Source organism: Streptomyces sp. cg40, assembly GCF_050320165.1.
GTDB lineage: Bacteria > Actinomycetota > Actinomycetes > Streptomycetales > Streptomycetaceae > Streptomyces > Streptomyces hokutonensis.
Map to the genome: position 1 here is coordinate 7,355,250 of NZ_CP190128.1, position 26,272 is coordinate 7,381,521.

Annotated in this window: 25 protein-coding genes; 12 read left to right on the forward strand and 13 right to left on the reverse strand. The window is 69.6% G+C overall.

Annotated features, from left to right (window positions below; translation table 11 throughout):
• The first annotated feature begins 117 nt into the window (after window positions 1-117).
• Window positions 118-2,550, forward strand: coding sequence for a beta-glucosidase family protein (locus tag ACQHII_RS33105; protein ID WP_427922711.1), 2,433 nt, complete (start codon window positions 118-120; stop codon window positions 2,548-2,550).
• Between the two features lie 93 nt (window positions 2,551-2,643).
• On the opposite strand, the gene ACQHII_RS33110 is transcribed toward ACQHII_RS33105, so the two are convergent.
• Both ACQHII_RS33110 and ACQHII_RS33115 read right to left on the reverse strand, forming a co-directional pair.
• Window positions 2,644-3,615, reverse strand: coding sequence for an aldose epimerase family protein (locus ACQHII_RS33110; RefSeq protein WP_427922712.1), 972 nt, complete (start codon window positions 3,613-3,615; stop codon window positions 2,644-2,646).
• Between the two features lie 10 nt (window positions 3,616-3,625).
• Window positions 3,626-4,531 carry an SGNH/GDSL hydrolase family protein gene (locus ACQHII_RS33115; RefSeq protein WP_427922713.1) on the reverse strand — a complete coding sequence of 302 codons (906 nt, stop codon included), beginning with the start codon at window positions 4,529-4,531 and terminating at the stop codon, window positions 3,626-3,628.
• A gap of 248 nt (window positions 4,532-4,779) precedes the next feature.
• Between ACQHII_RS33115 and ACQHII_RS33120 the strand changes: the two genes are divergently transcribed.
• On the forward strand, window positions 4,780-5,274 hold the full coding sequence (locus ACQHII_RS33120; protein ID WP_427922714.1) for a DUF3145 domain-containing protein: 495 nt from the start codon (window positions 4,780-4,782) through the stop codon (window positions 5,272-5,274).
• 69 nt (window positions 5,275-5,343) lie between these two features.
• Here the strand turns inward: ACQHII_RS33120 and fabF are convergent, their stop codons facing one another.
• The 5 genes from fabF to fasR all read right to left on the reverse strand — a co-directional run bounded on the left by fabF (window position 5,344) and on the right by fasR (window position 10,293).
• The gene (gene fabF, locus ACQHII_RS33125; RefSeq protein ID WP_427922715.1) at window positions 5,344-6,615 is read right to left on the reverse strand and encodes a beta-ketoacyl-ACP synthase II; all 1,272 of its coding nucleotides are present in this window, start codon (window positions 6,613-6,615) and stop codon (window positions 5,344-5,346) included.
• 118 nt (window positions 6,616-6,733) lie between these two features.
• Complete coding sequence (locus tag ACQHII_RS33130) at window positions 6,734-6,982, reverse strand: acyl carrier protein (RefSeq protein WP_200715295.1); 249 nt, start codon at window positions 6,980-6,982, stop codon at window positions 6,734-6,736.
• Window positions 6,983-7,063: 81 nt separating this feature from the next.
• Window positions 7,064-8,062: a ketoacyl-ACP synthase III gene (locus tag ACQHII_RS33135; RefSeq protein ID WP_427922716.1), complete on the reverse strand. Its 999-nt coding sequence runs from the start codon at window positions 8,060-8,062 to the stop codon at window positions 7,064-7,066.
• A gap of 18 nt (window positions 8,063-8,080) precedes the next feature.
• The gene (locus ACQHII_RS33140) at window positions 8,081-8,998 is read right to left on the reverse strand and encodes an ACP S-malonyltransferase (RefSeq protein ID WP_427922717.1); all 918 of its coding nucleotides are present in this window, start codon (window positions 8,996-8,998) and stop codon (window positions 8,081-8,083) included.
• A gap of 89 nt (window positions 8,999-9,087) precedes the next feature.
• Window positions 9,088-10,293, reverse strand: a complete 1,206-nt coding sequence (gene fasR, locus ACQHII_RS33145) for a fatty acid biosynthesis transcriptional regulator FasR (RefSeq protein ID WP_019067094.1) — start codon at window positions 10,291-10,293, stop codon at window positions 9,088-9,090.
• Between the two features lie 118 nt (window positions 10,294-10,411).
• Here fasR and ACQHII_RS33150 point away from each other — a divergent pair, with 118 nt between their 5' ends.
• Window positions 10,412-11,062 (forward strand): pirin family protein, encoded by a 651-nt coding sequence (locus tag ACQHII_RS33150; RefSeq protein WP_427925466.1) that lies wholly within the window; start codon window positions 10,412-10,414, stop codon window positions 11,060-11,062.
• On the opposite strand, the gene ACQHII_RS33155 is transcribed toward ACQHII_RS33150, so the two are convergent.
• Complete coding sequence (locus ACQHII_RS33155) at window positions 11,059-11,883, reverse strand: serine hydrolase domain-containing protein (protein ID WP_427922718.1); 825 nt, start codon at window positions 11,881-11,883, stop codon at window positions 11,059-11,061. The genes ACQHII_RS33150 and ACQHII_RS33155 overlap by 4 nt on opposite strands.
• A 95-nt stretch (window positions 11,884-11,978) precedes the next feature.
• Here ACQHII_RS33155 and ACQHII_RS33160 point away from each other — a divergent pair, with 95 nt between their 5' ends.
• Together ACQHII_RS33160 and ACQHII_RS33165 are read left to right on the forward strand one after the other, a co-directional pair.
• Complete coding sequence (locus ACQHII_RS33160; RefSeq protein ID WP_427922719.1) at window positions 11,979-12,440, forward strand: MerR family transcriptional regulator; 462 nt, start codon at window positions 11,979-11,981, stop codon at window positions 12,438-12,440.
• Window positions 12,437-13,453: an aldo/keto reductase gene (locus ACQHII_RS33165; protein WP_427922720.1), complete on the forward strand. Its 1,017-nt coding sequence runs from the start codon at window positions 12,437-12,439 to the stop codon at window positions 13,451-13,453. The genes ACQHII_RS33160 and ACQHII_RS33165 overlap by 4 nt, the downstream gene beginning before the upstream one ends.
• A gap of 6 nt (window positions 13,454-13,459) precedes the next feature.
• Here the strand turns inward: ACQHII_RS33165 and ACQHII_RS33170 are convergent, their stop codons facing one another.
• The 3 genes from ACQHII_RS33170 to ACQHII_RS33180 all read right to left on the reverse strand — a co-directional run bounded on the left by ACQHII_RS33170 (window position 13,460) and on the right by ACQHII_RS33180 (window position 16,314).
• Window positions 13,460-14,308, reverse strand: coding sequence for a DUF4429 domain-containing protein (locus ACQHII_RS33170; RefSeq protein WP_427922721.1), 849 nt, complete (start codon window positions 14,306-14,308; stop codon window positions 13,460-13,462).
• Window positions 14,309-14,365: 57 nt separating this feature from the next.
• On the reverse strand, window positions 14,366-15,595 hold the full coding sequence (locus tag ACQHII_RS33175; protein WP_427922722.1) for an alpha/beta hydrolase: 1,230 nt from the start codon (window positions 15,593-15,595) through the stop codon (window positions 14,366-14,368).
• An 83-nt stretch (window positions 15,596-15,678) separates the two neighbouring features.
• Window positions 15,679-16,314: a TetR family transcriptional regulator gene (locus ACQHII_RS33180; RefSeq protein ID WP_427922723.1), complete on the reverse strand. Its 636-nt coding sequence runs from the start codon at window positions 16,312-16,314 to the stop codon at window positions 15,679-15,681.
• 83 nt (window positions 16,315-16,397) lie between these two features.
• Between ACQHII_RS33180 and ACQHII_RS33185 the strand changes: the two genes are divergently transcribed.
• Window positions 16,398-18,017: an MFS transporter gene (locus ACQHII_RS33185; RefSeq protein ID WP_427922724.1), complete on the forward strand. Its 1,620-nt coding sequence runs from the start codon at window positions 16,398-16,400 to the stop codon at window positions 18,015-18,017.
• A 237-nt stretch (window positions 18,018-18,254) separates the two neighbouring features.
• Complete coding sequence (locus ACQHII_RS33190; protein ID WP_406460156.1) at window positions 18,255-18,506, forward strand: hypothetical protein; 252 nt, start codon at window positions 18,255-18,257, stop codon at window positions 18,504-18,506.
• Here the strand turns inward: ACQHII_RS33190 and ACQHII_RS33195 are convergent.
• Window positions 18,489-19,250 carry a potassium channel family protein gene (locus ACQHII_RS33195; protein ID WP_427922725.1) on the reverse strand — a complete coding sequence of 254 codons (762 nt, stop codon included), beginning with the start codon at window positions 19,248-19,250 and terminating at the stop codon, window positions 18,489-18,491. The genes ACQHII_RS33190 and ACQHII_RS33195 overlap by 18 nt on opposite strands.
• Before the next feature lie 112 nt (window positions 19,251-19,362).
• Window positions 19,363-22,095: a pyruvate dehydrogenase (acetyl-transferring), homodimeric type gene (gene aceE, locus ACQHII_RS33200; RefSeq protein WP_427922726.1), complete on the reverse strand. Its 2,733-nt coding sequence runs from the start codon at window positions 22,093-22,095 to the stop codon at window positions 19,363-19,365.
• A 362-nt stretch (window positions 22,096-22,457) separates the two neighbouring features.
• Here aceE and ACQHII_RS33205 point away from each other — a divergent pair, with 362 nt between their 5' ends.
• The 5 genes from ACQHII_RS33205 to ACQHII_RS33225 all read left to right on the forward strand — a co-directional run bounded on the left by ACQHII_RS33205 (window position 22,458) and on the right by ACQHII_RS33225 (window position 26,170).
• Entirely contained in the window at window positions 22,458-22,895 is a 438-nt protein-coding gene (locus ACQHII_RS33205) for a DUF3052 domain-containing protein (RefSeq protein WP_019067106.1), read from the forward strand.
• 141 nt (window positions 22,896-23,036) lie between these two features.
• Entirely contained in the window at window positions 23,037-23,495 is a 459-nt protein-coding gene (locus ACQHII_RS33210) for a peroxiredoxin (RefSeq protein ID WP_427922727.1), read from the forward strand.
• 131 nt (window positions 23,496-23,626) lie between these two features.
• The gene (locus ACQHII_RS33215) at window positions 23,627-24,202 is read left to right on the forward strand and encodes a TerD family protein (RefSeq protein ID WP_019060360.1); all 576 of its coding nucleotides are present in this window, start codon (window positions 23,627-23,629) and stop codon (window positions 24,200-24,202) included.
• Window positions 24,203-24,319: 117 nt separating this feature from the next.
• Window positions 24,320-24,895 carry a TerD family protein gene (locus tag ACQHII_RS33220; RefSeq protein WP_019067108.1) on the forward strand — a complete coding sequence of 192 codons (576 nt, stop codon included), beginning with the start codon at window positions 24,320-24,322 and terminating at the stop codon, window positions 24,893-24,895.
• A 129-nt stretch (window positions 24,896-25,024) separates the two neighbouring features.
• Window positions 25,025-26,170, forward strand: coding sequence for a DUF475 domain-containing protein (locus ACQHII_RS33225; protein WP_427922728.1), 1,146 nt, complete (start codon window positions 25,025-25,027; stop codon window positions 26,168-26,170).
• Window positions 26,171-26,272: the final 102 nt, after the last annotated feature.

Below are 26,272 nucleotides of genomic sequence, written 5' to 3' on the forward strand. Positions count from 1 at the left end.
GATCGTGAATATAACGGCAAGGTTACGAAACCTACCGATCTACAGGTAACCGATGCACGATGGAGGCACAGGGCACAGCGCACAGGACGGACTCGGACTCAACGAGGAGGCGCCGCGGTGGCGGATACCCATGAAGCGCGTGAAGCAGTCGTCGAAGCGGCCCTCGGCGCACTCGATCTCGATGCCAAGACCCGGCTGCTGGCCGGTCAGGACATGTGGTCCCTGCCCGCGCTCCCGGAGATCGGCCTGGCGTCCCTGGTGATGTCCGACGGCCCGATCGGCGTCCGGGGGCGGCACTGGACCGCCGACGATCCCTCCGTCGCCCTGCCGTCCCCGACCGCCCTCGCCGCCGCCTGGGACCCCGGACTCGCCCGCCGCGCCGGTGTGCTGCTCGCCCAGGAGGCCCGCCGCAAGGGCGTCCACGTGCTGCTCGCTCCGACCGTCAATCTGCACCGGTCCCCGCTCGGCGGGCGGCACTTCGAGGCGTACAGCGAGGACCCCTACCTCACCGGGCGGATCGGCTCGGGGTACGTGGAGGGCGTTCAGGCGGGCGGCGTGGGCACCACCGTCAAGCACTTCGTCGCCAACGACGCCGAGACCGACCGCTTCACCGTCGACAATCTCATCTCCCAACGCGCGCTGCGCGAGCTGTACTTGGCCCCCTTCGAGCTCATCGTCGAGCAGGCCCGCCCCTGGGGTGTCATGACCGCCTACAACACGGTCAACGGCACGACGATGACCGAACACCGTCGGCTGGTGAACGACATCCTGCGCGGCGAATGGGGCTTCGACGGCTTCAACGTCTCCGACTGGACGGCCGCGCGGTCCACAGTCGGCGCGATTGAGGGTGGTCTCGATGTCGCCATGCCCGGTCCGAAGACCGTGTACGGCGAGGCGCTCGCCCAGGCCGTGCGTGACGGCGAGGTCGCCGAGGCCGCGGTCGACGCCGCCGTACGGAACGTGCTGCGGCTCGCCGCCCGCGTCGGCATCCTGGCCGGCGCCGAACCCGTCGTCGCGGCAGCCGAACTCCCGTCCCCCGTCGACGGCGAGGCCCTCGCCCGCGAGATCGCCCGCCGCTCCTTCGTCCTCGTGCGGAACCAGGGCAACGCCCTTCCGCTGAAGCCGAGTTCGACCGTCGCGCTCATCGGAGCCGCCGCCCGCGACGCCCGCGTCCTCGGCGGCGGCTCCGCCACGGTCTTCCCGTCCCGGATCGTCTCCCCGCTCGGCGGCCTCACCGCCGCCCTCCCCGAGGGCGCCCTGAGCTACGCCGTCGGCGCCGACCCGAACACCGAACTCGCCGTCGCCGAACAGGATTTCACGCTCCGCGCGATCTGCCGGGACGCGGCGGGCCAGGTCATCGCGACCGTCGCCCTGCCCAACGGGCAGATCAAATGGGTGGGTTCGGACCTTCCCGACGGTGTCACCCACGACACCCTCCACACCGTCGAGCTCACCGGCACGTTCACCCCGCGCGCCACCGGACCACACACCTTCGGCATCACGGGAATCGGCGCGTTCACCCTCACCGTCGACGGCACGACGTACTACGACGACGTCCAGCGCCCGGCCAAGGACGACCCGTTCATCTCCTTCTTCGGCGCCCCCGAACCCCGGGCCCTCGTCGAACTCACCGCCGACGCCCCCGTCGACGTCTCCCTGGCCCACACCGTCGCCCGCCCCGTCGGCATCCCCCTCCGGGTCGTCGGCTTCGCGCTCGCCCACCAGGAACCGCAGCGCGACCCCGGCGAACTGATCGCCGAGGCCGTCGAGACGGCCCGCGCCGCCGACACCGCCGTCGTCGTGGTCGCCACCACCGAGCGCGTCGAGTCGGAGGGCTACGACCGTACGGACCTCCGACTCCCCGGCCGTCAGGACGACCTGGTGCACGCCGTGGCCGCCGCCAACCCGAACACCGTCGTGATCGTCAACTCCGGCTCCCCGGTCGAACTGCCCTGGCGCGAGGAGGTCGCCGCCGTGCTGCTCGGCTGGTTCCCCGGCCAAGAGGCCGGCGCCGCCCTCGCCGATGTCCTCACCGGCGCCCACGAACCCGGCGGCCGGCTCCCCACCACCTGGGGTTCACTGGCCGACGCCCCGGTCAGTCAGGTGGTCCCCGAGAACGGCGAACTCCCTTACACCGAGGGCGTGTTCATCGGCTACCGCGCCTGGGAGAAGGCGGGCCGCGTCCCGTCGTACCCCTTCGGGCACGGCCTCGGCTACACCGACTGGACCTACGACGACATCAAGGCCGACGGTTCGTCCGTCACCGTGCGCGTCACCAACTCCGGTGCCCGGCCCGGGCGGGAGGTCGTCCAGGTCTATCTGGCCCCGACGGCGCCCGATCCCGAGCGTCCGGCCCGCTGGCTGGCCGGATTCGCCGGGGTCGAGGCCGGGCCCGGCGAGAGCGTCGAGGTGCGGGTCGAACTACCGCGCCGATCTTTCGAGATCTGGGATGAGACGGCGAACGGCTGGGCAGTTGTAAAGGGTTCGTACGAGATCCAGGCGGGCCGCTCGATCACGGACCGCAGGGTCGCCACGACGATTAACGTCTGACCCGGGACCCGTCTCCCCACAGACAGCCCCGGTCCGGGACCTGACCCCTGGACCGGGGCTCATTTCATGCCCATGCCCGCGTTGGCGCCACGGTCAGCGGGTCGAGAAGCCGTAGACCGTCTCCGAGCGGTACGTCCCGCCCGGGCGCAGTTCCGTGCTCGGGAAGTCCGGGCGGTTCGGGGAGTCCGGGAAGTGCTGGGTCTCCAGGGCGATTCCGGCGCCCGGGGTGAACGGGTCGCTCAGGTAGTCACCGGTGTAGAGCTGGATGCCGGGCTCGGTCGTCGCGATCGTCAGGACCCGGCCGGACGCCGGCTCGTGCAGCTCGGCGATCTCGACGGGGGCCGCGGTCAGGCCCTTGTCGAGCACGAAGTTGTGGTCGTAGCCGGTGCCGGCCTTGCGGGACTCGCGGAAGTCGAAGCGGGTGCCCGACACGTCGTCCAGGGAACCGGTGGGAATCAGGTCCGCGTCGACGGGGGTGAACCGCGAGGCGGCGAGCCGCAGTTCATGACCGCCCGGGTTTCCGCTGCCGCTCAGGTCGAAGTAGCTGTGGTTCGTGAGGTTCACGACGGTCGGCGCGTCCGTCGTCGCCTCGTAGGCGATGTGCAGCGCGCCCGACTCGTCCAGCGTGTACGTCGCCGAGACGTCCAGGCGCCCGGGGAAGCCCTCCTCGCCGTGCCCGCTGACCCGGCTCAGCCGCAGCCCGTGCTCGACCGGCTCGACGTCCCACACCCGCTTGTCGAAGCCGCGCTCGCCGCCGTGCAGGGAGTTGGGCGCGTTGTTCTGCGCGAGGGAGTAGGTCACTCCCTCCAGCGGGAAACGGCCGCCCGCGATGCGGTTCGCGTACCGGCCGACCAGCGCGCCGAGATACGGCTCCGGGTGGTTGAGATAGCCGTCCAGGTCGGCGAACCCGAGCACCACGTCCGCCACCTGGCCCGCCCGGTCCGGCACCTCCACCGACTGCACGATCCCGCCGTACGACAGCGCCCGCACCCGTACGCCCGCCCGCTCCAGGGTCCAGCGGTGCACGGGAGTGCCGTCGGGAAGGGTGCCGAAAAGTTCGCTCATGAGGGAAACCCTAGGTCACGGGTTCGCTTGCGGTGATCCGCTGGTAGGCCATCGCCGCGAGCCGCGCCTGGCCGTCCTTGCTCGGGTGGAACCAGTCCCAGTGGCTCAACTGGTCCGTGCCGAAGCGGTAGTCGTAGACCGCGCCCCCGTCGAAACGGCAGCGCACGTCCGTCGCGCACACCTGCTCCAGGACCTTGTTGTACTCCTCCACCCGGTCCTGCACCGTGTCGCGCCGCTCGGTCGCCGCCGAGTCCAGGGAGTCCGCGTCGGCCAGCATCGAGGGGCAGATGCCCAGCTTCCACACCGCCTTGCCCAGCGGGTTGGTCCGCCCCTGCGACCAGAGGCGCTTGAGATTCGGCACGCTCGCGACGTAGACCTGCGTCTTCGGCAGCGCCCTGCGCAGGGACTTGAGGGAGTTCTCGAACTCGGTGCGGAAGTCGGCCACGGAGGTCATCGCCGAGGTGGAGGCCCGGCAGGCGTCGTTGGCGCCCACCATCACCGTGACCAACTGCGGTTTGCGGGCGACCGCCTGGGTGATCTGGCCGGACAGGTCGGCCATCCGCGCGCCGGTCTCCGCGTAGTTCCAACTGCGCTCGGCCGCCCCCGTCTTGCCCAGCAGCCGTACGGCGAGACTGTCGACCGAGGCCTCGGAGCCCGTCGCCCAGGACACCTCGGGGCAGTCCGACAGGACCGTACAGGCGTCGAAACCACGGGTGATGGAGTCGCCGACCGCCGCGACCGAGGACGGACTGCGGTCCCAGACCGGGGTGGGGGAGGGCTTCGCCTTGGCCGCCGTACCGCTCTTGCTGTGGGTGCCCAAGGACGCGCCGCCGCCCGAGTCGCAGCCGGCCGCGCCCAGCACTGCCGCTGTCACGAGGGCGAGCGCGGCCCGTGAACGAGTACGTCGCATGCGCATGTTGAGACCCATCCCCTCCATAACGGTCTCAACCCATAACAACGCGCCATGGTTCCCGTTGCGCCCCGATGCAACGGCTCACCCCCGTACAAGCGTCCCCCTGGGTGAATGGCAGGGTTTCCTGGCACCGGGAGGGACGGTACGTCACACTCCGCGCGTCGCCGCACGGTAGCCTCGCCCTCAACGTGGCTGCCCCGCCACAGCCGTTTGCCAGTCAGCAAGATGCCCCGCTCTGTCCGGAGGTCCCGGTGACGACACGTGGAGTTCTGTACGTGCACTCCGCGCCGCGCGCGCTGTGCCCGCACGTCGAGTGGGCCGTCGCCGGGGTGCTCGGCACACGCGTCAGCCTCGACTGGATCCGGCAGCCCGCCGCGCCCGGAACGTGGCGCTCCGAATTCTCCTGGCAGGCGGAGCCGGGCACGGCCTCCAAGCTGGCCTCCGCCCTCCGCGGCTGGCACCTCCTCCGCTTCGAGGTCACCGCCGAGCCCTGCCCCACCGCCGAGGGCGAGCGCTACAGCTGCACCCCCGACCTCGGCATCTTCCACGCCGTCACCGGCATCCACGGCGACATCCTCATCCCCGAGGACCGCCTCCGCGCCGCCCTCACGAGGTCCCAACAGGGCGAGACCGACCTGGAAGCCGACATCGCCAAACTCCTCGGCAAGCCCTGGGACGACGAGTTGGAGCCGTTCAGGTACGCGGGCGAGGGTGCGCCGGTGCGCTGGCTGCACCAGGTGGTCTGACGTCTCGTTCCGTACACGCCGAGGGCCCCCACCGGTTGGTGGGGGCCCTCGGCGTCGTACAGGAAGTTCTCAGACCGTACGGAACGCCAGCACCACGTTGTGCCCACCGAAGCCGAACGAGTCGTTCAGCGCGGCGATACGGCCCTCGACCGGCAGCTTGCGGGCCTCGCCGCGGACGACGTCCGCGTTGGCCTCCGCCTCCGGGTCGAGGTTGTCGACGTTGATGGTCGGCGGGGCGATGCGGTTGTAGAGCGCGAGGACGGTCGCGACCGACTCGACGCCGCCCGCGCCACCCAGCAGGTGACCGGTCATCGACTTGGTCGCCGAGACCGCCATGTGGTCGGCGTCGTCGCCGAAAACCTTGCGCAGCGCCTTCAGTTCGGCCACGTCACCGGCCGGCGTCGAGGTCGCGTGCGCGTTCACGTGCACGATCTCCGCCGGGTCCAGGTCGGTGCTGTCGAGCAGGTGCTTCAGGGCCTGCGAGATACCGCGGCCCTCCGGCTCCGGCTGCACGATGTCGTGGCCGTCGGCCGAGATGCCCTGCCCGACCGCCTCCGCGTACACCCGGGCACCGCGCTTGGCGGCGTGCTCGGCGGACTCCAGGACCAGGACACCGGCGCCCTCGCCGAGGACGAAGCCGTCACGGGCGGTGTCGTAGGGACGCGAGGCGCCCTGCGGGTCGTCGTTGTTCTTGGACATCGCCATCATGTTGCCGAACGCGGCGATGGGCAGCGGGTGGATGGCCGCCTCCGTGCCACCCGCGACGACGACGTCGGCGCGGCCGGTGCGGATCATCTCGATGGCGTAGCCGATGGCCTCGGCGCCGGACGCGCACGCGGAGACCGGCGTGTGCACACCCGCGCGGGCGCCCACGAGCAGACCCACGTTGGCGGACGGGCCGTTCGGCATCAGCATGGGGACGGTGTGCGGGGAGACGCGGCGGACGCCCTTCTCCTTGAGCACGTCGTACTGGTCGAGGAGGGTCGTCACACCGCCGATGCCGGAGGCGATGACGGTGCCCAGGCGGTCGGGGTCGACGGCGGTGTCCTCACCGGCCTTGTCGGTGAAGCCGGCGTCGGCCCACGCCTCCTTGGCCGCGATCAGCGCGAACTGCGCCGAGCGGTCCAGCCGGCGGGCCTGCGGACGCGGGATCACCTCGGAGGGGTCCACGGCGGCCGGCGCGGCGATGCGGACCGCCTGCTCGGCGGCCCACTCCTGCTCCAGGGCCTTCACACCGGACTTGCCGGCGATCAGACCCTCCCAGGTCGAGGCTGCGTCGCCACCCAGCGGTGTGGTTGCGCCGATACCGGTGACGACCACGGTGCGATTGGTCGGGCTCACGGGAATTCTCTCTCCAACGGTACGAGGATTAAGCGGCGCCACCGCCGGGTGGCGGGGCCATGCAGCCGTGCCTAGGGGGTGGCTCGGGCCTGGTGGTGGTCCGGGCCTAGGGGGTGGCTCAGGCCTGGTTCTTGAGGATGTAGTCGGTCGCGTCGCCGACCGTCTTGAGGTTCTTGACGTCCTCGTCGGGGATCTTGACGTCGAAGCGCTCTTCGGCGGCGACGACGACCTCGACCATGGACAGCGAGTCGACGTCCAGGTCGTCGGTGAAGGACTTGTCCAGCTGGACGTCCTCAACCGGGATGCCGGCGATCTCGTTCACGATGTCGGCGAGACCGGCGACGATCTCTTCCTGAGTGGCGGCCATGTCAGGCGCTCCTTCTTTGTGATCCAGAGGGTGTGGCGGTGCTTCCCGCACCGGATCCGATGATGATCCGGCACGGAGTGCCTAGGGGAGGGTAACGACCGTCGCGGCGTACACGAGACCCGCCCCGAAGCCGATGACGAGCGCGGTGTCGCCGCTCTTCGCCTCGCCGGTCGCCAGAAGCCGCTCCATAGCGAGCGGAATCGAGGCGGCCGAGGTGTTGCCGGTGGTGCGTACGTCACGCGCGACCGTGACGTGCTCCGGCAGTTTCAGCGTCTTCACCATCGAGTCGATGATCCGCTCGTTGGCCTGGTGGGGAATGAAGACATCCAGGTCGTCCGGGGTGATCCCGGCCGCGTCCAGCGCCTGCTGCGCGACCTTCGCCATCTCGAACACGGCCCAGCGGAACACCGCCTGGCCCTCCTGCGTGATCGCAGGGAACTTGCCCGTGGAGTCGTACTCGTTCCACGGCACGGTCTGCTTGATGGTGTCGGACTTGTCGCCCTCCGAACCCCACACGGTCGGGCCGATCGCCGGCTCCTTGGCGGGGCCGACCACGACCGCGCCCGCGCCGTCGCCGAACAGGAAGGCCGTCGCGCGGTCCTCCAGGTCGGTCAGATCGGACAGCCGCTCCACGCCGATGACGAGCACGTACTCCGCACTGCCCTCGACGATCATGCCCTTGGCGAGGGTCAGGCCGTAGCCGAAGCCCGCGCAGCCCGCCGAGATGTCGAACGCGGCGGCCTTGTTCGTGCCCAGCTTGTCGGCGATCTCCGTCGCCACGGCCGGGGTCTGCTTGAAGTGCGAGACCGTCGACACGATCACGCCGCCGATCTGCTCGGCGGTGATCCCCGCGTCGGCGATCGCCTTGCCGGACGCCTCGACGGACATCGCGGCGACGGTCTCCTCGTCGTTCGCCCAGTGCCGGGTCTCGATGCCGGAACGCGAGCGGATCCACTCGTCGGACGAGTCGATCGTCTCCAGGATCACCTCGTTCGGCACGACCCGGACCGGCCGGTAGCCGCCCACGCCGAGAATGCGCGCGTACGGTGCGCCCTTGCTCGGCTTGATCTTCGTCGACATGTTCCTACGGCTCCTTCTTCAGGCGTTGGCGTGCTCAGTGATGAGCTCGCGGGCCGCGTCGAGGTCGTCGGGGGTCTTCAGGGCCAGCGTCTGCACGCCCGGCAGGGCGCGCTTGGCGAGGCCGGTCAGGGTGCCGCCGGGGCACACCTCCAGGAGCGCGGTGACGCCGAGCTCCTTGAAGGTCTCCATGCACAGGTCCCAGCGGACCGGGTTGGCGACCTGGCCGACGAGGCGGTCCAGCACCTCGGCGCCGGTGGCGACCGCCTTGCCGTCCTTGTTCGAGATGTACGTCGACTGCGGGTCGGCGGGCGTCAGTTCACGCGCCGCCCCGGCGAGCGCGTCGACCGCCGGGCCCATGTGCTCGGTGTGGAAAGCGCCGGCCACCTTCAGTGCCACGACCCGGCGCACGCCCTCGGGCTTGTCGGCCTCCAGGGCGGCGAGCTGCTCCAGCGTGCCGGCGGCCACGATCTGGCCCGCGCCGTTCACGTTGGCCGGGGTCAGGCCGAGCTTCCTCAGGTGCGGGATCGTGGTCTCCGGGTCCCCGCCGAGCAGTGCCGACATACCCGTCGCGGTGATCGCGGCGGCCTCGGCCATCGCCAGACCGCGCTTGCGTACGAGGGTCAGGGCGGCCGTGTCGTCGAGGACGCCGGCGAGGACGGCGGCGGTGATCTCGCCGACGCTGTGACCGGCGACGGCACCCGGGGACACCTCGCCGAGCGCGGTCGCGGAGACCAGCCCGGCGGCGACCAGCAGCGGCTGGGCGACGGCGGTGTCACGGATCTCGTCCGCGTCGGCCTTCGTGCCGTAGTGCACCAGATCGAGGTCGACGGCGGCCGAGAGGGCACGCAGACGGTCCTCGACACCGGGGAGGTCGAGCCAGGGGGTCAGGAAGCCGGGCGTCTGGGCGCCCTGGCCGGGAGCGACGAGTACGAGCACTCTCACACTCTCTCTTGGGGACGGGCACGGCCGCCCGTGGGGACAGGGACGAAGAACACGAGGGGGTTTTGTGGGGCCCCGACAAAAACCTAGGTCTGGAGATCTCCATCGGCCAGACGCCCCAGGATCAGCGCGATCCGCAGCGTGAACGCGGAACGTACATCGGACGGCGACCAGCCGGTGACGTCAGTCACACGTCGAAGCCGGTAGCGCACGGTGTTGGGATGGACGAACAGCATGCGTGCCGCACCTTCGAGACTACTCGCCTGCTCCAGATAGACGCTGAGCGTCTCCAGGAGCGCGGACCCGGCCTCCTCCAGTGGTCTGTAGATCTCCTCCACCAACTGGTCACGCGCACTGGGGTCACCGGCCATCGCGCGTTCCGGAAGCAGGTCGTCCGCCAGTACCGGGCGCGGTGCGTCCTGCCAGGCGGAGCAGGCCTTGAGCCCGGCGGCGGCGGCCTGCGCGGACCGGGTCGCGGCCAGCAGATCGGGCACGATCGGCCCGGCCACGACGGGTCCGGCCGCATACGGGCCGATCAGCGACTTGGCGACCGCGAGGGGGTTGTCGCTGCCGCCCGCGATCACCACGAGCCGGTCGCCGAGTACCCCGGTCAGCACCTGGAGCTTGGCGTGCCGGGCGGCGCGGCGGATCGCCTCGACGGTCAGCTCGCTGTCGCCGTCGGGCGCGGTGCCGAGGACGACACACACGTGCTCGGGCGAGTTCCACCCGAGCGCGGCGGCCCGGGAGACGGCCCCTTCGTCGGCCTCACCGCTCAGCACGGCGTTCACGACCAGCGACTCCAGCCGCGCGTCCCACGCGCCGCGCGCCTCGGCGGCCTGCGCGTACACCTGGGCGGTGGCGAAGGCGATCTCCCGGGCGTACACGAGCAGTGCCTCGCGGAGGACGGACTCGTCGCCGGGGGCCGCCACCTCGTCGATGGCCGACTCCATGACCTCGATCGTCGTCCGCACCATCTCCACGGTCTGGCGGAGCGTGATCGCCCGGGTCAGCTCGCGGGGCGCCGTACCGAAGACATCGGTGGAGATGGCCTGCGGCGCGTCGGGATGCCGGAACCACTCGGTGAACGCGGCGATACCGGCCTGCGCGACCAGCCCGATCCAGGAACGGTTCTCCGGGGGCATCGCCCGGTACCACGGCAGCGACTCGTCCATGCGCGCGATGGCCTGGGCGGCGAGACTCCCGGACGACTGCTCCAGCCGCTTGAGGGTCGCCGGGTGCGAGTGGGCTCGGGGCAGGGGGGCTGCGGGTCTGGTGGTTTCGGGTTCGGGCACGGAACAAGACTGCACCATCTTTTGGTTCGGTCGCCTTCGGGGCGCCTTGAGCCGGTGGCGTGAGGACAGTGGGAGTGGGTGGGCCCGCAACGTCGGCCGGACTACCGTGGTGGGCGTGATGGACGTACGGCGCTCCGTCGAGCGCTACCCAGGGGGTGACCCGGAGGCCGGGATCCAGTCGTGGCACGCCTTCTCGTTCGGGCCGCACTACGACCCCGACAATCTCCGCTTCGGCGCCGTCATCGCGTGCAACGAGGAACGGCTCGCCCCGGGTGCCGGGTTCGGTGAACACCCGCACAGTCACACGGAGATCGTCACGTGGGTGGTGGAGGGGGAGCTGAGCCACCGCGACTCCACCGGCCACCTCACCCGCGTCCGGCCCGGTGACGTGCAGCGGCTCAGCTCGGCGGCCGGGGTGCGGCACGTCGAGCGCAACGACGGCGACTCGCCCCTGACCTTCGTGCAGATGTGGCTGGCGCCGCTGGAGCCCGGTGGCGAACCGTCGTACGAGATCGTCCACGGCATCGCCGACTCCACCCCGTACGCGGTGCCGGAGGCCGGCGCGATGCTGCATGTGCGGCGGCTGGTGCCGGGCGAGCGGACGGCCGTACCGGATGCCGTGCATGTGTATGTGCATGTGGTGCGGGGTGAAGTGCGGCTGGGGGAAGAGGAGTTGGGGCCCGGGGACGCCGCGCGCATCACGGACGCGCGGGATCTGGTGGTGGAGGCGGGGAGCGGGGCCGAGCTGCTGATGTGGGAGATGCTTTAGGGGGTGGGGAGTTCGGCCAGTACCGCGTCCGTGAACGGCGGCCAGGCCTCCACCGCCCAGGGGCCGAACGCGCGGTCCGTCAGGGCCACGCAGGCCGCGCCCGCCGCCGGGTCCACCCACAGGAACGTACCGGACTGGCCGAAGTGGCCGAAGGTGCGCGGAGAGGACGAACTGCCCGTCCAGTGCGGGGACTTGGAGTCGCGGATCTCGAAGCCGAGGCCCCAGTCGTTGGGGTTCTGGTGGCCGTAGCCCGGCAACACGCCCTTGGTGCCCGGGTATTGGACCGTCATCGCCTCGGCGACCGTGCGGGGGTCCAAGAGGCGTGGCGCCTGGACTTCGGCGGCGAAGAGGAGCAGGTCCTCGACCGTCGAGACACCGTCCTTCGCCGGGGAGCCGTTCAGGGAGGTCGAGTTCATGCCCAGGGGGGCCAGGACCGCCTGGTGCAGGTACTCGGCGAACTCGATCTCCGTCGCCTTCGCGATGTGGTCGCCGAGCTGCTCGAAGCCCGCGTTCGAGTACAGGCGGCGCTCTCCGGGCGGGGCCGTCACGCGGTGTTCGTCGAAGGCCAGGCCCGAGGTGTGGGCGAGGAGATGGCGGACGGTGGAGCCGGGCGGGCCCGCCGGTTCGTCCAGTTCGACTGCGCCCTCCTCGTACGCGACGAGGGCGGCGTAGGCCGCGAGCGGCTTGGTGACCGAGGCGAGCGGGAAGGGACGGGTGGTCGGGCCGTGGGTCCCGAGGACGGTTCCGTCGGCCCGTACGACGCCCGCCGCCGCGGTCGGTACCGGCCAGTTCTCGATCAGCGCGAGGTTGTGCAAGGACATGGCGTCGAGCCTAAGGGCTCGGTCTCGGGCCTCCTGCCGATTTCTTACGGGTTCCGCTTGCTTCGAGTGCACTCCAAGGCCATAGCGTGGTGGTCATGACGGTGATGGAGACCACGGGTACCAGGACCGACAGCTGCGGAGGCCCGCCGCAGGCCGAACGGCGTCCCGACGGCGCGGACAGCTACACGATCAGCGAGGTCGTCGCCTTCACCGGCCTGACGGCACACACCCTGCGCTGGTACGAGCGCATCGGGCTGATGCAGCACATCGACCGCTCGCACACCGGCCAGCGCCGCTACAACAACCGCGACCTCGACTGGCTCGACCTCGTCGGCAAGCTCCGCCTGACCGGCATGCCGGTCGCCGACATGGTCCGCTACGCCGAACTCGTGCGCGAGGGCGACCACACCTACGGCGACCGCTTCGAACTCCTCGAAGCCACCCGCCGGGACGTGCTGGCCAGGATCGCCGAACTGCACGACACCCTCGCCGTACTCGACCGCAAGATCGCCTTCTACGGCGAGGCCCACGCCTACGAGAAGGAGAAGGCCGGATGACCGACCCCACGATCCCGACCGCACGGCTCGGCGCGGACGGCCCCGAGATCGGCGTCCAGGGGCTCGGCTGCATGGGCATCAACGCCGCCTACGGCCCCTCCGACGCGCGGGAGGCGCGGGCCACCCTGGAGCGGGCACTGGAACTGGGCGTGACCCTGTACGACACGGCCGACGCGTACGGCTCGGGAGACAACGAGCGGTTCCTCGCGCCGTTCCTCGACGCGCACCGCGACGAGGTCGTCATCGCGACGAAGTTCGCCTTCTCGGTCCCGCCGGCCGACCTCACCCGGCGGGTCATCCGCAACGACCGGCCCTACATCCGCCAGGCCGTCGAGGCGAGCCTGGAGCGGCTGGGCGTCGACGTCATCGACCTCTACTACATGCACCGGCGCGACCCGGCCGTCCCCATCGAGGAGACCGTCGGCGCGATGGCGGAACTGGTGCGCGAGGGCAAGGTCGGGCACCTAGGGCTGAGCGAGGTCACCGGCGCGGAGCTGCGGGCCGCGCACACCGTGCACCCGATCGCCGCCGTGCAGTCGGAGTGGTCGCTGTTCAGCCGGGACGTCGAGATCAGCATGGTCGGCGCGGCGGCCGAGCTGGGAGTGGCCGTCGTGCCGTACTCGCCGCTCGGCCGCGGCTTCCTCACCGGCTTCTTCGCCAACGCCGAACAGGACCTGACGGAGGGCGACTTCCGCCGTTCGCAGCCCCGCTTCACCGGCGAGAACGCGGCGGCCAACGCGGCCCTCCTGGAACCCGTCCGCACCGTCGCCGCCGCCCACGACGCCTCCCTCGGTCAGATCGCTCTGGCCTGGGTACAGCAGCGCGCCCAGGTCCACGGCCTCCCGGTGATCCCGATCCCCGGCACGACCAAGCGCAGGCGGGTGGAGGAGAACACGGCGGCGACGAGGATCGTCCTGACCGACGACGAGCTGAGCCTGCTGGAGCCGATCGCGGGCAAGGTGGCGGGCGACCGGTACGCGGACATGACCTTCGCTTCTACCAGCAGGGAGTAGGGGTTCCTACAGTTCCGCGAGGAGTTCCGCCTTCTTCACGCTGAACTCCTCATCCGTCACCAACCCCGCCGCATGCAACTCCCCAAGATGCCGAATCCGCTCGGCGATGTCCGCGGGGTCACGTCGAGCGGCCGGGATCACGGCAGTAGGACGCGCGGAGCGAACGGCGGCAAGCACCGCCGCCGCGAACGGCAGGGACTCGTGCACGGGCCCGTATCCCAGCCCGAACACCACGGCCGCCGGATCCTGATCCACCGGCACGGGCGGCGCGGTCCCCCGCAGCAGCCGTAGATGACCCTCGAAGACCTCGGGGGAGCGCCACTCCACGCCGCCCAGGTCGGCGACCGGGAAGGTCTGGTCGCCGGCCTTCCACTTCGCCGAGGACGCGCCGGTCCAGAACCAGCGGAAGGAGACCGTCTTGCCGTCGAAGGTCGCCTTTCCGTCGTACGCCTTGAAGCGCAGCGGCACTTCGGGCGCGGCCACCAGGAAGCGTTCGGCCGGGCCGCGGTCGCGCTTCAGCTGGGCGCGCAGCTCGTCGGCGTAGTACTCGGCGAGGGTCTCGCGCTCGGCGGGCAGGACCAGTTGATAGGGGTCGCCGCCCTCCTTGAGCTGGCCGGCCGCCGCCTCCATGAGGGGGTCGGCGCCGGCGCGCGGCACGAGGCGCAGGACGACGGTGCCGCGCTTGCCGGGGCCGAGGGTCACGGTGTCGATCGCCTCGAAGGGGATCCGGCGTTCACCGAGTGCCTGGAAGAGCTTGGGGGTTCGAATGCCCCGCTCGTAGCGGATACGCACGAAGTCGGACTCGAACTCCCAAGCGGCATGAAATCCGGCCAGTACGTCACCCATGCGGCTCATCGTAGGCGGCACATGTCCTCCGTCCCATCCCCGCGCAGACCGCAGTTCCTGCTGTTTCTACGCGCGTCCGGCCTCTGCGGCGTCGGACAGACCCTGTCGGCAGGTGTCGGTGTCGTGCGCGCACGACACCGCGTCGTACGCGCCCACGCCGATGTCGGCGAAATTGGCGAGGCTGTCGGTGCCCGCCGCGAAGTAGCCGGTGTGACCCTTGGCGTCCTTCGCGGCCAGCACCCGCGCGCCGAACGCGTTGGACACCGGGTCCTCGCCGTGCCCGAGACCGCCGACCTCCATGTACGGCACGTCCTGGATCCAGTCGTCGGCGTCCCGCATCGCCCACACCCGGGCGAGGGTGTGCAGGTGGGCGGCGTTCGAGGCGCGCATGCCGGGGCTGCCGGCCACCGCGATGTCGGTCACCCGGGGCGGCAGTTCGTGCGCGGCGACCCCGCACACCACCGAGCCGTAGCTGTGGCAGAAGAGGGCGATCTCCGAGGTGCCGGGCAGTGCGCGCAGCAGTGCGTTCAGCCGTACGGCGCCCGCTTCGGCGCGGCCCGCGGTGGCCGAGTCGATGCCGAGGCCGCCGGGCGCGGTGTAGTCGGCCCAGGCGATGACGGCCGTGCGGGTGCCGGTGTCGGTCGCGGACTTCGCGCTGTTCTCGGCGGCGTACAGGTTCTGCGCCATGCCGACCGGCGCCGAGTAGCTCTTGTTCGTCTTCTGGAAGGTGAGCAGGTCGGTGTCGACACCGGGGACGATGATCGACACGCGCTGCGCGGTGTCCAGGTCGCCGAAGACCTCGGCGATGCGGCCCGAACCCTCGGGGTCGAAGGCCAGGATGTGTCGGTTCCCGCTCATCAGCGCCTCGAAGCGGTGCATGAGGCGGCCCGCCTCCTGCTTGCCGTAGGGCGTGAGGCGGCTGTCGTGCATGCGCTTCCTCTCGACCTTGCGGGCCTGGTCGAGGGCGATGTGGTTGGCGCGGTAGCGCAGCTGGACCGGGGCGCCGTTCATGTTGCCGACCGCGAGCGGGTAGCGGTGCGCGAGGCGGGTGCGCTGCTGTGCGGTGAGCGAGGCGAAGAAGCGGGCCAGCCGGGTCGGGGAGGCGTCCGGGTCGGGCAGCTCGCGCCCGTTCATATGGCCGTGCTCCCAGGCGGAGAGGGAGGTCTGAAGCGCCGTTTTCCCGGGATGGCTGCGCACCGCGGTCCAGCCGGTGGTCGCCAGCATCACGAACACCACGGCCAGCGCGAGCAGCGCGCGCCAGGCGTTCAGCGTGGGGGAGGAGTCGAAGGAAGTCACTGGGAGGACACACTAGGAGAACGAGAGGGTCTCGCGTTAACCGAGTGACGGGGATCACGTTTCAGCGGTACGTGATGAGGAACTCAGTACGACTCGCTCGCGCGCCAGTTCCCCGCGAGGGCCGGGCCCACCCCGTCGAGGTGGGCGGCCGTCAGCTCCCGCATCGCCTCGATGCTGAGGTCGTCCCCCGCGATCCACATCCGCTCCACCACCCGCATCACCCCGCCGAACACCGCCACCACCAGCCGCGGCCGGGGATCCGCGTCCATCGCCAGCCCCTCGCGCACGGCGATGATCTGCGCGAGTTCCTCCTCCAGTTCCATCGAGCGCCGCAGATGCGCGGCGAGCAGTCCCGGCGTCGACTCGATGACCCGGTAGGTGCGCATGTGCAGTTCCAGCGGTACGACCTGCTGGATCGCCTCGTTGATGGTGTCCCAGCTCTCCAGCACGGCCCGGCGCAGCGCCTCCAGCGGGGCCTCGTGCGGCGGGCGGGCGCGGACGGCCTCGACGAAGTGCGTCTCGGTGAGCCGGGGCACGAAGAAGGCGGCCTCCTCCTTGCTCGCGAAGTAGCGGAAGAAGGTGCGCTGCGAGACGTCGACGGCCTCGGCGATCTCGTCGACGGTGGTCTGTTCGTAGCCCTTGGCCGTGAACAGTTCGAGGGCGGCACGCAGCAGCGCGTCCCGCGTGCGGGCCTTCTTGCGCTCGCGCAAAGTCTCCATGCCGTTCTCCTCGCAATTGTTGACAGCCGCCGACATCTGAATCTGTTTGTCAACTGTCAGCGGCTGACACTAGCCTCGAACGCATGACTAGTCAGACCACCATCAGCGCGACGGGGTCGGGGGACAAGGCGGCAGCCGCCCCGTCCGGCCCGACGCCCTCCACGGGGCTGCGCGGCCACCCGTGGTTCACCCTCATAACCGTCGCCGTCGGCGTCATGATGGTGGCCCTCGACGGCACCATCGTCGCCATCGCCAACCCGGCCATCCAGAAGGACCTCGGCGCCAGCTTCGCCGACGTCCAGTGGATCACCAACGGCTACTTCCTCGCCCTCGCGGTCTCCCTCATCACCGCAGGCAAGCTCGGCGACCGCTTCGGCCACCGCCAGACCTTCCTGATCGGCGTCACCGGCTTCGCCGCCGCGTCCGGTGCCATCGGCCTCTCCCACAGCATCGCGTTCGTCGTCACCTTCCGCGTGCTCCAGGGCCTCTTCGGCGCCCTGCTGATGCCGGCCGCGCTCGGCCTGCTGCGGGCCACCTTCCCGGCCGAGAAGCTCAACATGGCCATCGGCCTGTGGGGCATGGTCATCGGCGCCTCCACCGCGGGCGGCCCGATCCTCGGCGGCGTCCTCGTCGAGCACGTCAACTGGCAGTCGGTGTTCTTCATCAACGTCCCGGTCGGCGCCATCGCGCTGATCCTCGGCCTGCTGATCCTGAAGGACCACCGCGCAGAGAACGCGCCCCGCTCCTTCGACATCCTCGGCATCGTGCTGCTCTCCGGCGCGATGTTCTGCCTGGTCTGGGCCCTCATCAAGGCGCCCACCTGGGGCTGGGGCTCCGGCACGACCTGGGCGTTCCTCGCCGCGTCCGTCCTGGGCTTCGCCCTGTTCGCCTTCTGGGAGCAGCGGGTCAAGGAACCCCTCGTCCCGCTGGGCCTGTTCCGCTCGGTCCCGCTCTCCGCGGGCGTCGTGCTGATGGTCCTGATGGCGATCGCCTTCATGGGCGGCCTGTTCTTCGTGACGTTCTATCTGCAGAACGTGCACGGTATGAGCCCCATCGACGCCGGTCTCCACCTCCTCCCGCTCACCGGGATGATGATCGTCGGCTCCCCGCTGGCCGGCGCCGCGATCACCAGGCTCGGCCCGCGCATCCCGCTGGCCGGCGGCATGGCGGCCACCGCGATCGCGATGTACGGCATGTCCACCCTGGAGTCGGACACCAGCAGCGCGGTCATGTCCATCTGGTTCGCCCTGCTCGGCTTCGGCCTCGCCCCCGTGATGGTCGGCGCCACCGAGGTCATCGTGGGCAACGCGCCCATGGAGCTCTCCGGTGTCGCCGGCGGTCTCCAGCAGGCCGCGATGCAGATCGGCGGCAGCCTCGGTACGGCAGTCCTGGGTGCCGTGATGGCCTCCCGCGTCGACAGCGACCTGCCCGGCAACTGGACGGACGCGGGCCTGCCCAAGCTCACCCAGCCCCAACTGGACGCGACCGCCGAAGCGGTCCAGGTCGGAGTCGCCCCCATCGCCCCGGGCACCCCGGAGGCGGTCGCCGCGAAGATCACGCAGGTCGCCCACGACACGTTCATCTCCGGCATGAGCCTCGCCTGCCTGGTCGCCGCCGGCGTAGCGGTGGTCGCGGTGTTCGTCGCCCTGCTGACCAAGCGCGGCGAGAACGCGGAGGCGGGCGCGGGAGCGGCCCACATCTGACGGCACATCCAACCCTTTTCCAGGGCGAGTTCGCCTATCAGGGTGACTGCGCTAAAGATTCCTGGCGTTCGGTGCGCGCCGCAGGTCACAGTAAGTCAAGTCCTCCGCAGGGCAGGGGGGGACGGGTGGTCTGCGGCGCGCTGCCGGAGGGGGGGCAGCGCGCAGGCAGGCTTTTTTCACGCGTACGGGGGTAACCGTCGTAGGACGGAACTGGCGTGAACATCCAGGGAGTTGACGATGACGGGCTCAGGACGCGGCACACGCATCGGGTCGGACCGCGCGACCCTCGCCATCGTCGGACTGGTCTGTGCGATCGCGGGTTTCTTCCTCGCGGGCAACCTGGGCATCGTCCTCGGCCCGATCGCGGTGATCTGCGGCTGGCTGGCCATGGGCCGCAGGTGGGCGGGCTCGCGCCGGGTGATGGCGTTGGTGGCCCTCGTCCTGGGCGCGATCGACACGGTGGCGGCGGTTCTATGGACGTTCTTCTGAGCCGGGGCTGACCAGGCTCGGCACCCCCGACAGGGCCGCCACCTCCGCCCGCAGCGCCCGCACTTCCTCCGTGAGTGCCTCGATGGCCTCGGTCTGCCGCCGTTCCTCCACGTCGTCCTTCTCGAACCTGGCGATGAACCAGGTGGCGATGTTCGCGGTGACGACACCGAGCAGCGCGATCCCGGACAGCATCAGCCCGACGGCGATCATCCGCCCGAGACCGGTGGTCGGCGCGTGGTCCCCGTACCCCACCGTCGTCATGGTCGTGAACGACCACCACACGGCGTCACCCAGCGTCCGGATGTTCCCGTTGGGCGAGTCCCGTTCCACGGACAGCACCGCGAGCGAGCCGAACATCAGCAGCCCGACCACCGCGCCGGCGACATACGTCGTCAGCTGGATCTGCGAGGCCATCCGGGCGCGCCGCCCGACGAGTATGAGCGTCGACACCATGCGCAGCAGCCGCAGCGGCTGGAGTATCGGCAGCACGACCGCGCACAGGTCCATCCAGTGCGTCCGCACGAACCGCCGCCGGTCCCGGGACATCGCGAGCCGCATCAGATAGTCGGCGGCGAACGCCGCCCACACCACCCACTCGACCCCCGTGCACACCGCCGTCAGCGAATGGCCGGCGGTGGTGTCCACGATCGGCACGGCATAGGCCACGGCAAACGCAACGGCGAGCGCCAGCAACGGCCGCTGAGTCCGCTGCTCCCAACGGGCTTGCGCCGATTGTTGCTTCATGACGGCATCGTAGGGCGGCGGAATGCCTCCTAAAGGCGCCCCGAAGGGGCTTGCCTTTAGGGGCGCGGGGAACTGCGCGACCAGCCCCCACGCACCCGCAGACGAAAAACGACTACGCGTCCCCTCCGGCCACACCCGGATTAGCCGAGGCGACATCCAGCAACTGATACCGATCGATCGCCTGCTTCAACACAGACCGGTCAACCTTCCCCTCCCGGGCCAACTCCGTCAGCACAGCCACCACGATCGACTCGGCGTCGATGTGGAAGAACCGCCGAGCAGCCCCGCGAGTGTCAGCGAACCCGAACCCGTCAGCCCCCAGGGACTGGTACGTCCCCGGCACCCACCGAGCGATCTGATCAGGAACCGACCGCATCCAGTCGGAAACCGCCACGAACGGCCCCTCCGCCCCGCTCAACTTCCGCGTGACATAAGGAACCTGCTGCTCCTCCTCGGGATGCAGCAAGTTGTGCCGCTCGACCTCGACCGCCTCGCGCCGCAGCTCGTTCCAGGAGGTCGCCGACCAGACATCGGCCCGTACGTTCCAGTCCTCGGCGAGAATCCGCTGCGCCTCGATGGCCCACGGCACCGCGACCCCCGACGCCATGATCTGCGCCGGAACCGTGCCGGAGGCACCGCGGCTGATGCGGTGAACACCCTTGAGGATGCCCTCGACGTCGACATCGGAAGGCTCCGCCGGGTGCTGGATCGGCTCGTTGTAGACGGTGAGGTAGTAGAAGACGTCCTCACTGTCCGGCCCGTACATCCGCCGCAGCCCGTCCTGCACGATGTAGGCGATCTCGTACGAGTACGCCGGGTCGTAGGCGACACACCCCGGGTTGGTCGAGGCCAGCAACTGCGAGTGTCCGTCCGCGTGTTGCAGACCCTCACCGGTCAGAGTCGTACGTCCCGCGGTCGCACCCAGGACGAAACCGCGCGCCAACTGGTCGGCCATCTGCCAGAACTGGTCACCGGTGCGCTGGAAACCGAACATCGAGTAGAAGACGTAGACCGGGATGAGCGGCTCGCCGTGCGTCGCGTACGCCGAACCCGCCGCGATCAGCGAAGCGGTGCAGCCCGCCTCGGAGATGCCGTCGTGCAGCATCTGCCCGGTCGGCGACTCCTTGTACGCGAGCAGCAGATCGCGGTCGACCGACTCGTACTGCTGGCCCAGCGGGTTGTAGATCTTCGCGCTCGGGAAGAAGGAGTCCATCCCGAACGTGCGGTACTCGTCCGGCGCGATCAGCACGAACCGCTTGCCGATCTCCTTGTCCCGCATGAGGTCCTTGAGCAGCCGTACGAACGCCATGGTCGTGGCGATCGACTGCTGGCCCGAACCCTTCTTCACGCTCGCGTACGTCTTGTCCTCGGGGAGGGCGAGCGGCTTGGAGCGGACGACACGCGTCGGGACGTAGCCGCCCAGCGCGTTGCGCCGGTCGTGCATGTACTGGATCTCCTCCGAGTTCCGGCCCGGGTGGTAGTACGGCGGCGCGCCGGACTCCAGCTCCTGGTCGGTGATCGGGAGGTGCAGGCGGTCGCGGAAGCCCTTGAGGTCGGCGACCGTCAGCTTCTTCATCTGGTGCGTGGCGTTGCGGCCCTCGAAGTTGGGGCCCAGCGTCCAGCCCTTGACCGTCTGCGCGAGCACGACGGTCGGCTGGCCCTTGTGCTCCTTGGCCGCCTCGAAGGCAGCGAACACCTTCCGGTGGTCGTGCCCGCCGCGCCCCAGGTGCAGGATCTGGTCGTCCGTCATGTTCTCGACCATCGCGCGCAGCCGGTGGTCGTGCCCGAAGAAGTGCTCGCGGATGTACGCGCCGGTCTCCGTGGCGTACGTCTGGAACTGGCCGTCCGGCGTGGTGTTGAGCTGGTTGACCAGCACGCCGTCGCGGTCCTGGGCCAGCAGCGGGTCCCAGGTGCGGTCCCAGACCAGCTTGATGACGTTCCAGCCGGCGCCCCGGAACTGCGACTCCAGCTCCTGGATGATCTTGCCGTTGCCGCGCACCGGGCCGTCGAGCCGCTGGAGGTTGCAGTTGACGACGAAGGTCAGGTTGTCCAGGCCCTCGCGCGCGGCGATCGACAGCTGGCCCAGCGACTCCGGCTCGTCCATCTCGCCGTCGCCGAGGAACGCCCACACGTGCGACCTGGAGGTGTCCGCGATCCCGCGCGCCTCCATGTAGCGGTTCATCCGCGCCTGGAAGATCGCGCCGAGCGGGCCGAGGCCCATGGACACGGTCGGGAACTCCCAGAAGTCCGGCATCGACCGCGGGTGCGGGTACGAGGACAGCCCGTACGGCGCCTTCGACTTCTCCTGGCGGAACGCGTCGAGCTGCTGCTCGCTGAGCCGGTCCAGGAGGAACGCGCGGGCGTAGATGCCCGGCGAGGCGTGCCCCTGGAAGAAGATCTGGTCGCCGCCGTCGCCCTGGTCCTTGCCCCGGAAGAAGTGGTTGAAGCCCACGTCGTAGAGGGAGGCGGAGGACGCGAAGGTGGCGATGTGGCCGCCGACCCCGATGCCGGGACGCTGCGCCCTGGACACCATCACCGCGGCGTTCCAGCGGGTGGCGTTCAGGATCCTGCGCTCGATCTCCTCGTTGCCGGGGAAGAACGGCTCGTCCTTGGTGGCGATGGTGTTGACGTAGTCCGTGCTGCGCATCTCGGGCACGGCCACGCGCTTCTCGCGGGCCCGCTCGATCAGCCGGAGCATCAGGTAGCGGGCCCGCTCACGGCCGCGCTGGTCCACGGCGGCGTCGAGCGAGTCGAGCCACTCCTGGGTCTCTTCGGGATCGAAGTCAGGAACCTGACTCGGAAGGCCGCCAATGATGATCGGATTGCGATCGGATCCGGAAGCCACGCTGTTCCTTACTTGTCAGAGGGAGCTGGGTGAGGGGGCTGCACCGTTCCCCATGGTCTACCGCGGGGCGGCAATCGTCATCTCTACCGTGAGGTAACCGTGACTCGTTTAGCAAAGTCATTCGAGTCGCGTACCCTCGGAGGGTTCTCAAACGTGCAAACCGGGCAGAACGCTGTGGTGTACGTCACCAGTGGCCGCGATAGCGTGCCTGGAGTTGCGGCGACACGGCCAGGATCGTCACCGTTTCGGCGTTCCGAATCGCCGGGTACTTGCGCGATCCGGCCCGTCCGTGTGGACTACGGCCAATGCTTCGCGCACGCGCGTGGCTGGACATTCATCAAGACATGATCAGGAGGCAACCCGTGAGCGCGACCGCGGACCACGCGGAGGAGCGGACGAACCCTGCCGCAAGGCTGGGGTTCCAGCCCGAGCAGGTGGTCCAGGAGATCGGCTACGACGACGACGTAGACCAGGAACTCCGCGAGGCCATTGAAGAAGTCATCGGCAGCGACCTGGTGGACGAGGACTACGACGACGTCGCCGATGCCGTGGTGCTGTGGTTCCGCGACGAGGACGGCGACCTGACCGACGTGCTGGTGGACGCCATCTCGTACGTCGAGGAGGGCGGCTCCATCCTGCTGCTGACGCCGAAGACGGGCCGTGACGGCTACGTCGAGCCGAGCGACATCTCGGAAGCCGCCACGACCGCGGGACTCTCCGCGGCCAAGAGCGTCAGCGTGGGCAAGGACTGGAGTGGCAGCCGGCTGGTGACGCCCAAGGCGGCCAAGTCCAAGAGGTAGTCCACGGAGGTACCTCGATCGTCGAACCCCGGACGGGCCGGCCACGCCGGCCCGTCCGTCCGCATGCCGTGATCGCTGCGTAGGGTGGTGGACCCAGGGTGCTCTCACCCGAACAGCCCCACCGAAGGGATGCAGGACGAGATGGCGATCCAGGTCGGCGAAAAGGCCCCCGATTTCGAGCTCAAGGACAACCACGGCGCCACCGTGAGGCTCTCCGACTTCCGCGGCGACAAGAACGTGGTGCTGCTCTTCTACCCCTTCGCCTTCACCGGCGTCTGCACCGGCGAACTGTGCTCCCTGCGCGACAACCTGCCGCAGTTCACCGACCGCGACACCCAACTCCTCGCGGTCTCCAACGACTCCATCCACACCCTGCGCGTCTTCGCCGAGCAGGAGGGTCTGGAGTACCCGCTGCTCTCCGACTTCTGGCCGCACGGCAACACTTCGCGCGCGTACGGCGTCTTCGACGAGGACAAGGGGTGCGCGCTGCGCGGCACCTTCATCATCGACAAGGAGGGCGTCGTGCGCTGGACGGTCGTCAACGGTCTTCCGGACGCGCGGGACCTGGGCGAGTACGTGAAGGCGCTCGACACCCTGTGATTGCCCGACACCCTGTGATTATTGGGTTCCAGGGCCTGCGAGGGCCGGGAACCCGTCACTAGGATCGAGACGTTGATCCGATACCGACGCACTACGGGGCATCCCCGCCCCTGGACACCAATGGAGGACTCGTGGGAGTCAGCCTCAGCAAGGGCGGCAACGTTTCACTGACCAAGGAGGCCCCGGGCCTGACCGCGGTCATCGTCGGTCTGGGGTGGGACGTCCGCACCACCACCGGTACCGACTTCGACCTCGACGCCAGCGCACTGCTGCTGAACAGCGCGGGCAAGGTCGCGAGCGACGCCAACTTCGTCTTCTTCAACAACCTCAAGAGCCCCGACGGCTCCGTCGAGCACACCGGTGACAACACCACCGGTGAGGGCGAGGGCGACGACGAGGCGATCAAGGTCAACCTGGCGGCGGTCCCGGCAGACGTCGACAAGATCACCTTCCCGGTCTCGATCTACGACGCCGAGAACCGCCAGCAGTCCTTCGGCCAGGTCCGCAACGCGTTCATCCGCGTGGTGAACCAGGCCGGCGGCGCCGAGATCGCCCGCTACGACCTCTCCGAGGACGCCTCGACCGAGACGGCCATGGTCTTCGGCGAGCTGTACCGCAACGGCGCGGAGTGGAAGTTCCGCGCCATCGGCCAGGGCTACGCCTCGGGCCTGCGCGGTATCGCCCAGGACTTCGGCGTCAACGTCTGACGTCCGCAGGTTTCACCGCCCGGCGCCGCACGGTTCGCGTGCGGCGCCGGGGGGTTCCCCTCCGGGGGAGCGCAGGACAACTCACACAGCAGCATCGCCTCGGGGAGGACCAGCACTATGGGCGTCACACTCGCCAAGGGGGGCAACGTCTCCCTGTCCAAGGCCGCACCGAACCTCACGAACGTACTGATCGGGCTCGGCTGGGACGCGCGTTCCACCACCGGAGCCGACTTCGACCTGGACGCCAGCGCGCTGCTGTGCAACGGCGGCCGGGTGCTCGGGGACGAGTGGTTCATCTTCTACAACCAGCTCAAGAGCCCGGACGGCTCGGTGGAGCACACCGGCGACAACCTCACCGGTGAGGGCGAGGGCGACGACGAGTCGATCCTGGTCGACCTCTCCAAGGTCCCGGCCAATGTCGACAAGGTCGTCTTCCCGGTCTCCATCCACGACGCCGACAACCGAGGCCAGACCTTCGGCCAGGTCAGCAACGCCTTCATCCGCGTCGTCAACCAGGCCGACGGCCAGGAACTCGCCCGCTACGACCTCTCCGAGGACGCCTCCACCGAGACGGCCATGATCTTCGGCGAGCTCTACCGCTACCAGGGCGAGTGGAAGTTCCGCGCGGTGGGACAGGGATATGCCTCCGGCCTGCGCGGCATCGCACTGGACTTCGGGGTCAACGTCTCGTAAAGGGCCTTGGTCCCGACCGGCTGTCCCGGTCCGGGGAGTCTCCCTCTAGACTCAGTGCTCGACGTCAAATTTTAAGTAAAGCCGAGTGCGGCGCGGGGGAGACCCGTACACACAGGGATTGGGTAGCCAGTGCTTCTGAAAACCTTCGGCTGGTCGTTCGCGGTCACCGCGCTCGGCCTGGTCGCGGCGGCGTTCTACGGGGGGTGGGAAGCCTTCGGAATCGTGGCGATCCTGGCCGTCCTGGAGATCTCGCTGTCCTTCGACAACGCGGTGGTCAACGCCGGGATCCTGAAGAAGATGTCCGCCTTCTGGCAGAAGATCTTCCTCACGGTCGGCGTCCTGATCGCCGTCTTCGGCATGCGGCTGGTGTTCCCCGTCGTCATCGTCGCCGTCACCGCGAAGATCGGCCCGATCGACGCGGTCGACCTCGCGCTCAACAACAAGGACCACTACCAGCAGCTGGTCACCGACGCCCACCCGGCGATCGCGGCCTTCGGCGGCATGTTCCTCCTGATGATCTTCCTCGACTTCATCTTCGAGGACCGGGACATCCAGTGGCTGCGCTGGATCGAGCGCCCGCTCGCCAAGCTCGGCAAGGTCGACATGCTGGCGGTCTGCATCGCGCTGATCGTCCTGCTCATCACCTCCTTCACCTTCGCGGCCCACGCCCACCAGCACGGCGGCGCGCACACCGACAAGGCGCAGACGGTCCTGATCGCCGGCATCTCCGGCCTGATCACCTACATGATCGTCGGCGGCCTCTCCGGCTACTTCGAGGACAAGCTCGAAGAAGAGGAGGAGCGGGAGCACGAGGAGGAGGAAGAGGCCGCGCGCACCGGCAAGCAGCGCTCGGCGGTGGTCCTCGCCGGCCAGGCCGCGTTCTTCATGTTCCTCTACCTCGAGGTCCTGGACGCGTCCTTCTCCTTCGACGGCGTGATCGGCGCCTTCGCCATCACCAACGACATCGTCCTCATGGCGCTGGGCCTCGGTATCGGAGCGATGTACGTCCGCTCGCTGACGGTCTACCTGGTCCGCCAGGGCACCCTCGACGACTACGTCTACCTGGAGCACGGCGCCCACTACGCGATCGGCGCCCTCGCCGTGATCCTCATGGTCACCATCCAGTACCAGATCAACGAGGTCATCACCGGCCTGGTCGGCGTGGTCCTGATCGGCTGGTCCTTCTGGTCCTCGGTCCGCCGCAACAACGCACTCGCGGCAGCCGAGGGAAAAGCCGGCTCGGACGAGAAGACTGAGGTCTCGTCCGGGGTGTGACAAGCTCCCTGGTAAGGGAACGCTCTGTTCGGGGCGGCAGACAGAGGACATGCCCTCGGTCCGCCGCCCCGACAGCTTTGTCGTGAGCGATGTGGACGTGGG

Coding starts and splice junctions, on each gene's coding strand:
- ACQHII_RS33220 (WP_019067108.1), top strand. CDS start 24,320: ATGGGCGTCACACTCGCCAAGGGGGGCAACGTCTCCCTGTCCAAGGCC.
- ACQHII_RS33180 (WP_427922723.1), bottom strand. CDS start 16,314: ATGGAGACTTTGCGCGAGCGCAAGAAGGCCCGCACGCGGGACGCGCTG.
- ACQHII_RS33160 (WP_427922719.1), top strand. CDS start 11,979: ATGACGGTGATGGAGACCACGGGTACCAGGACCGACAGCTGCGGAGGC.
- ACQHII_RS33135 (WP_427922716.1), bottom strand. CDS start 8,062: ATGTCGACGAAGATCAAGCCGAGCAAGGGCGCACCGTACGCGCGCATT.
- ACQHII_RS33165 (WP_427922720.1), top strand. CDS start 12,437: ATGACCGACCCCACGATCCCGACCGCACGGCTCGGCGCGGACGGCCCC.
- ACQHII_RS33185 (WP_427922724.1), top strand. CDS start 16,398: ATGACTAGTCAGACCACCATCAGCGCGACGGGGTCGGGGGACAAGGCG.
- ACQHII_RS33130 (WP_200715295.1), bottom strand. CDS start 6,982: ATGGCCGCCACTCAGGAAGAGATCGTCGCCGGTCTCGCCGACATCGTG.
- ACQHII_RS33195 (WP_427922725.1), bottom strand. CDS start 19,250: ATGAAGCAACAATCGGCGCAAGCCCGTTGGGAGCAGCGGACTCAGCGG.
- ACQHII_RS33170 (WP_427922721.1), bottom strand. CDS start 14,308: ATGAGCCGCATGGGTGACGTACTGGCCGGATTTCATGCCGCTTGGGAG.
- ACQHII_RS33150 (WP_427925466.1), top strand. CDS start 10,412: ATGGACGTACGGCGCTCCGTCGAGCGCTACCCAGGGGGTGACCCGGAG.
- ACQHII_RS33155 (WP_427922718.1), bottom strand. CDS start 11,883: ATGTCCTTGCACAACCTCGCGCTGATCGAGAACTGGCCGGTACCGACC.
- ACQHII_RS33190 (WP_406460156.1), top strand. CDS start 18,255: ATGACGGGCTCAGGACGCGGCACACGCATCGGGTCGGACCGCGCGACC.
- ACQHII_RS33115 (WP_427922713.1), bottom strand. CDS start 4,531: ATGCGCATGCGACGTACTCGTTCACGGGCCGCGCTCGCCCTCGTGACA.
- ACQHII_RS33110 (WP_427922712.1), bottom strand. CDS start 3,615: ATGAGCGAACTTTTCGGCACCCTTCCCGACGGCACTCCCGTGCACCGC.
- ACQHII_RS33210 (WP_427922727.1), top strand. CDS start 23,037: ATGGCGATCCAGGTCGGCGAAAAGGCCCCCGATTTCGAGCTCAAGGAC.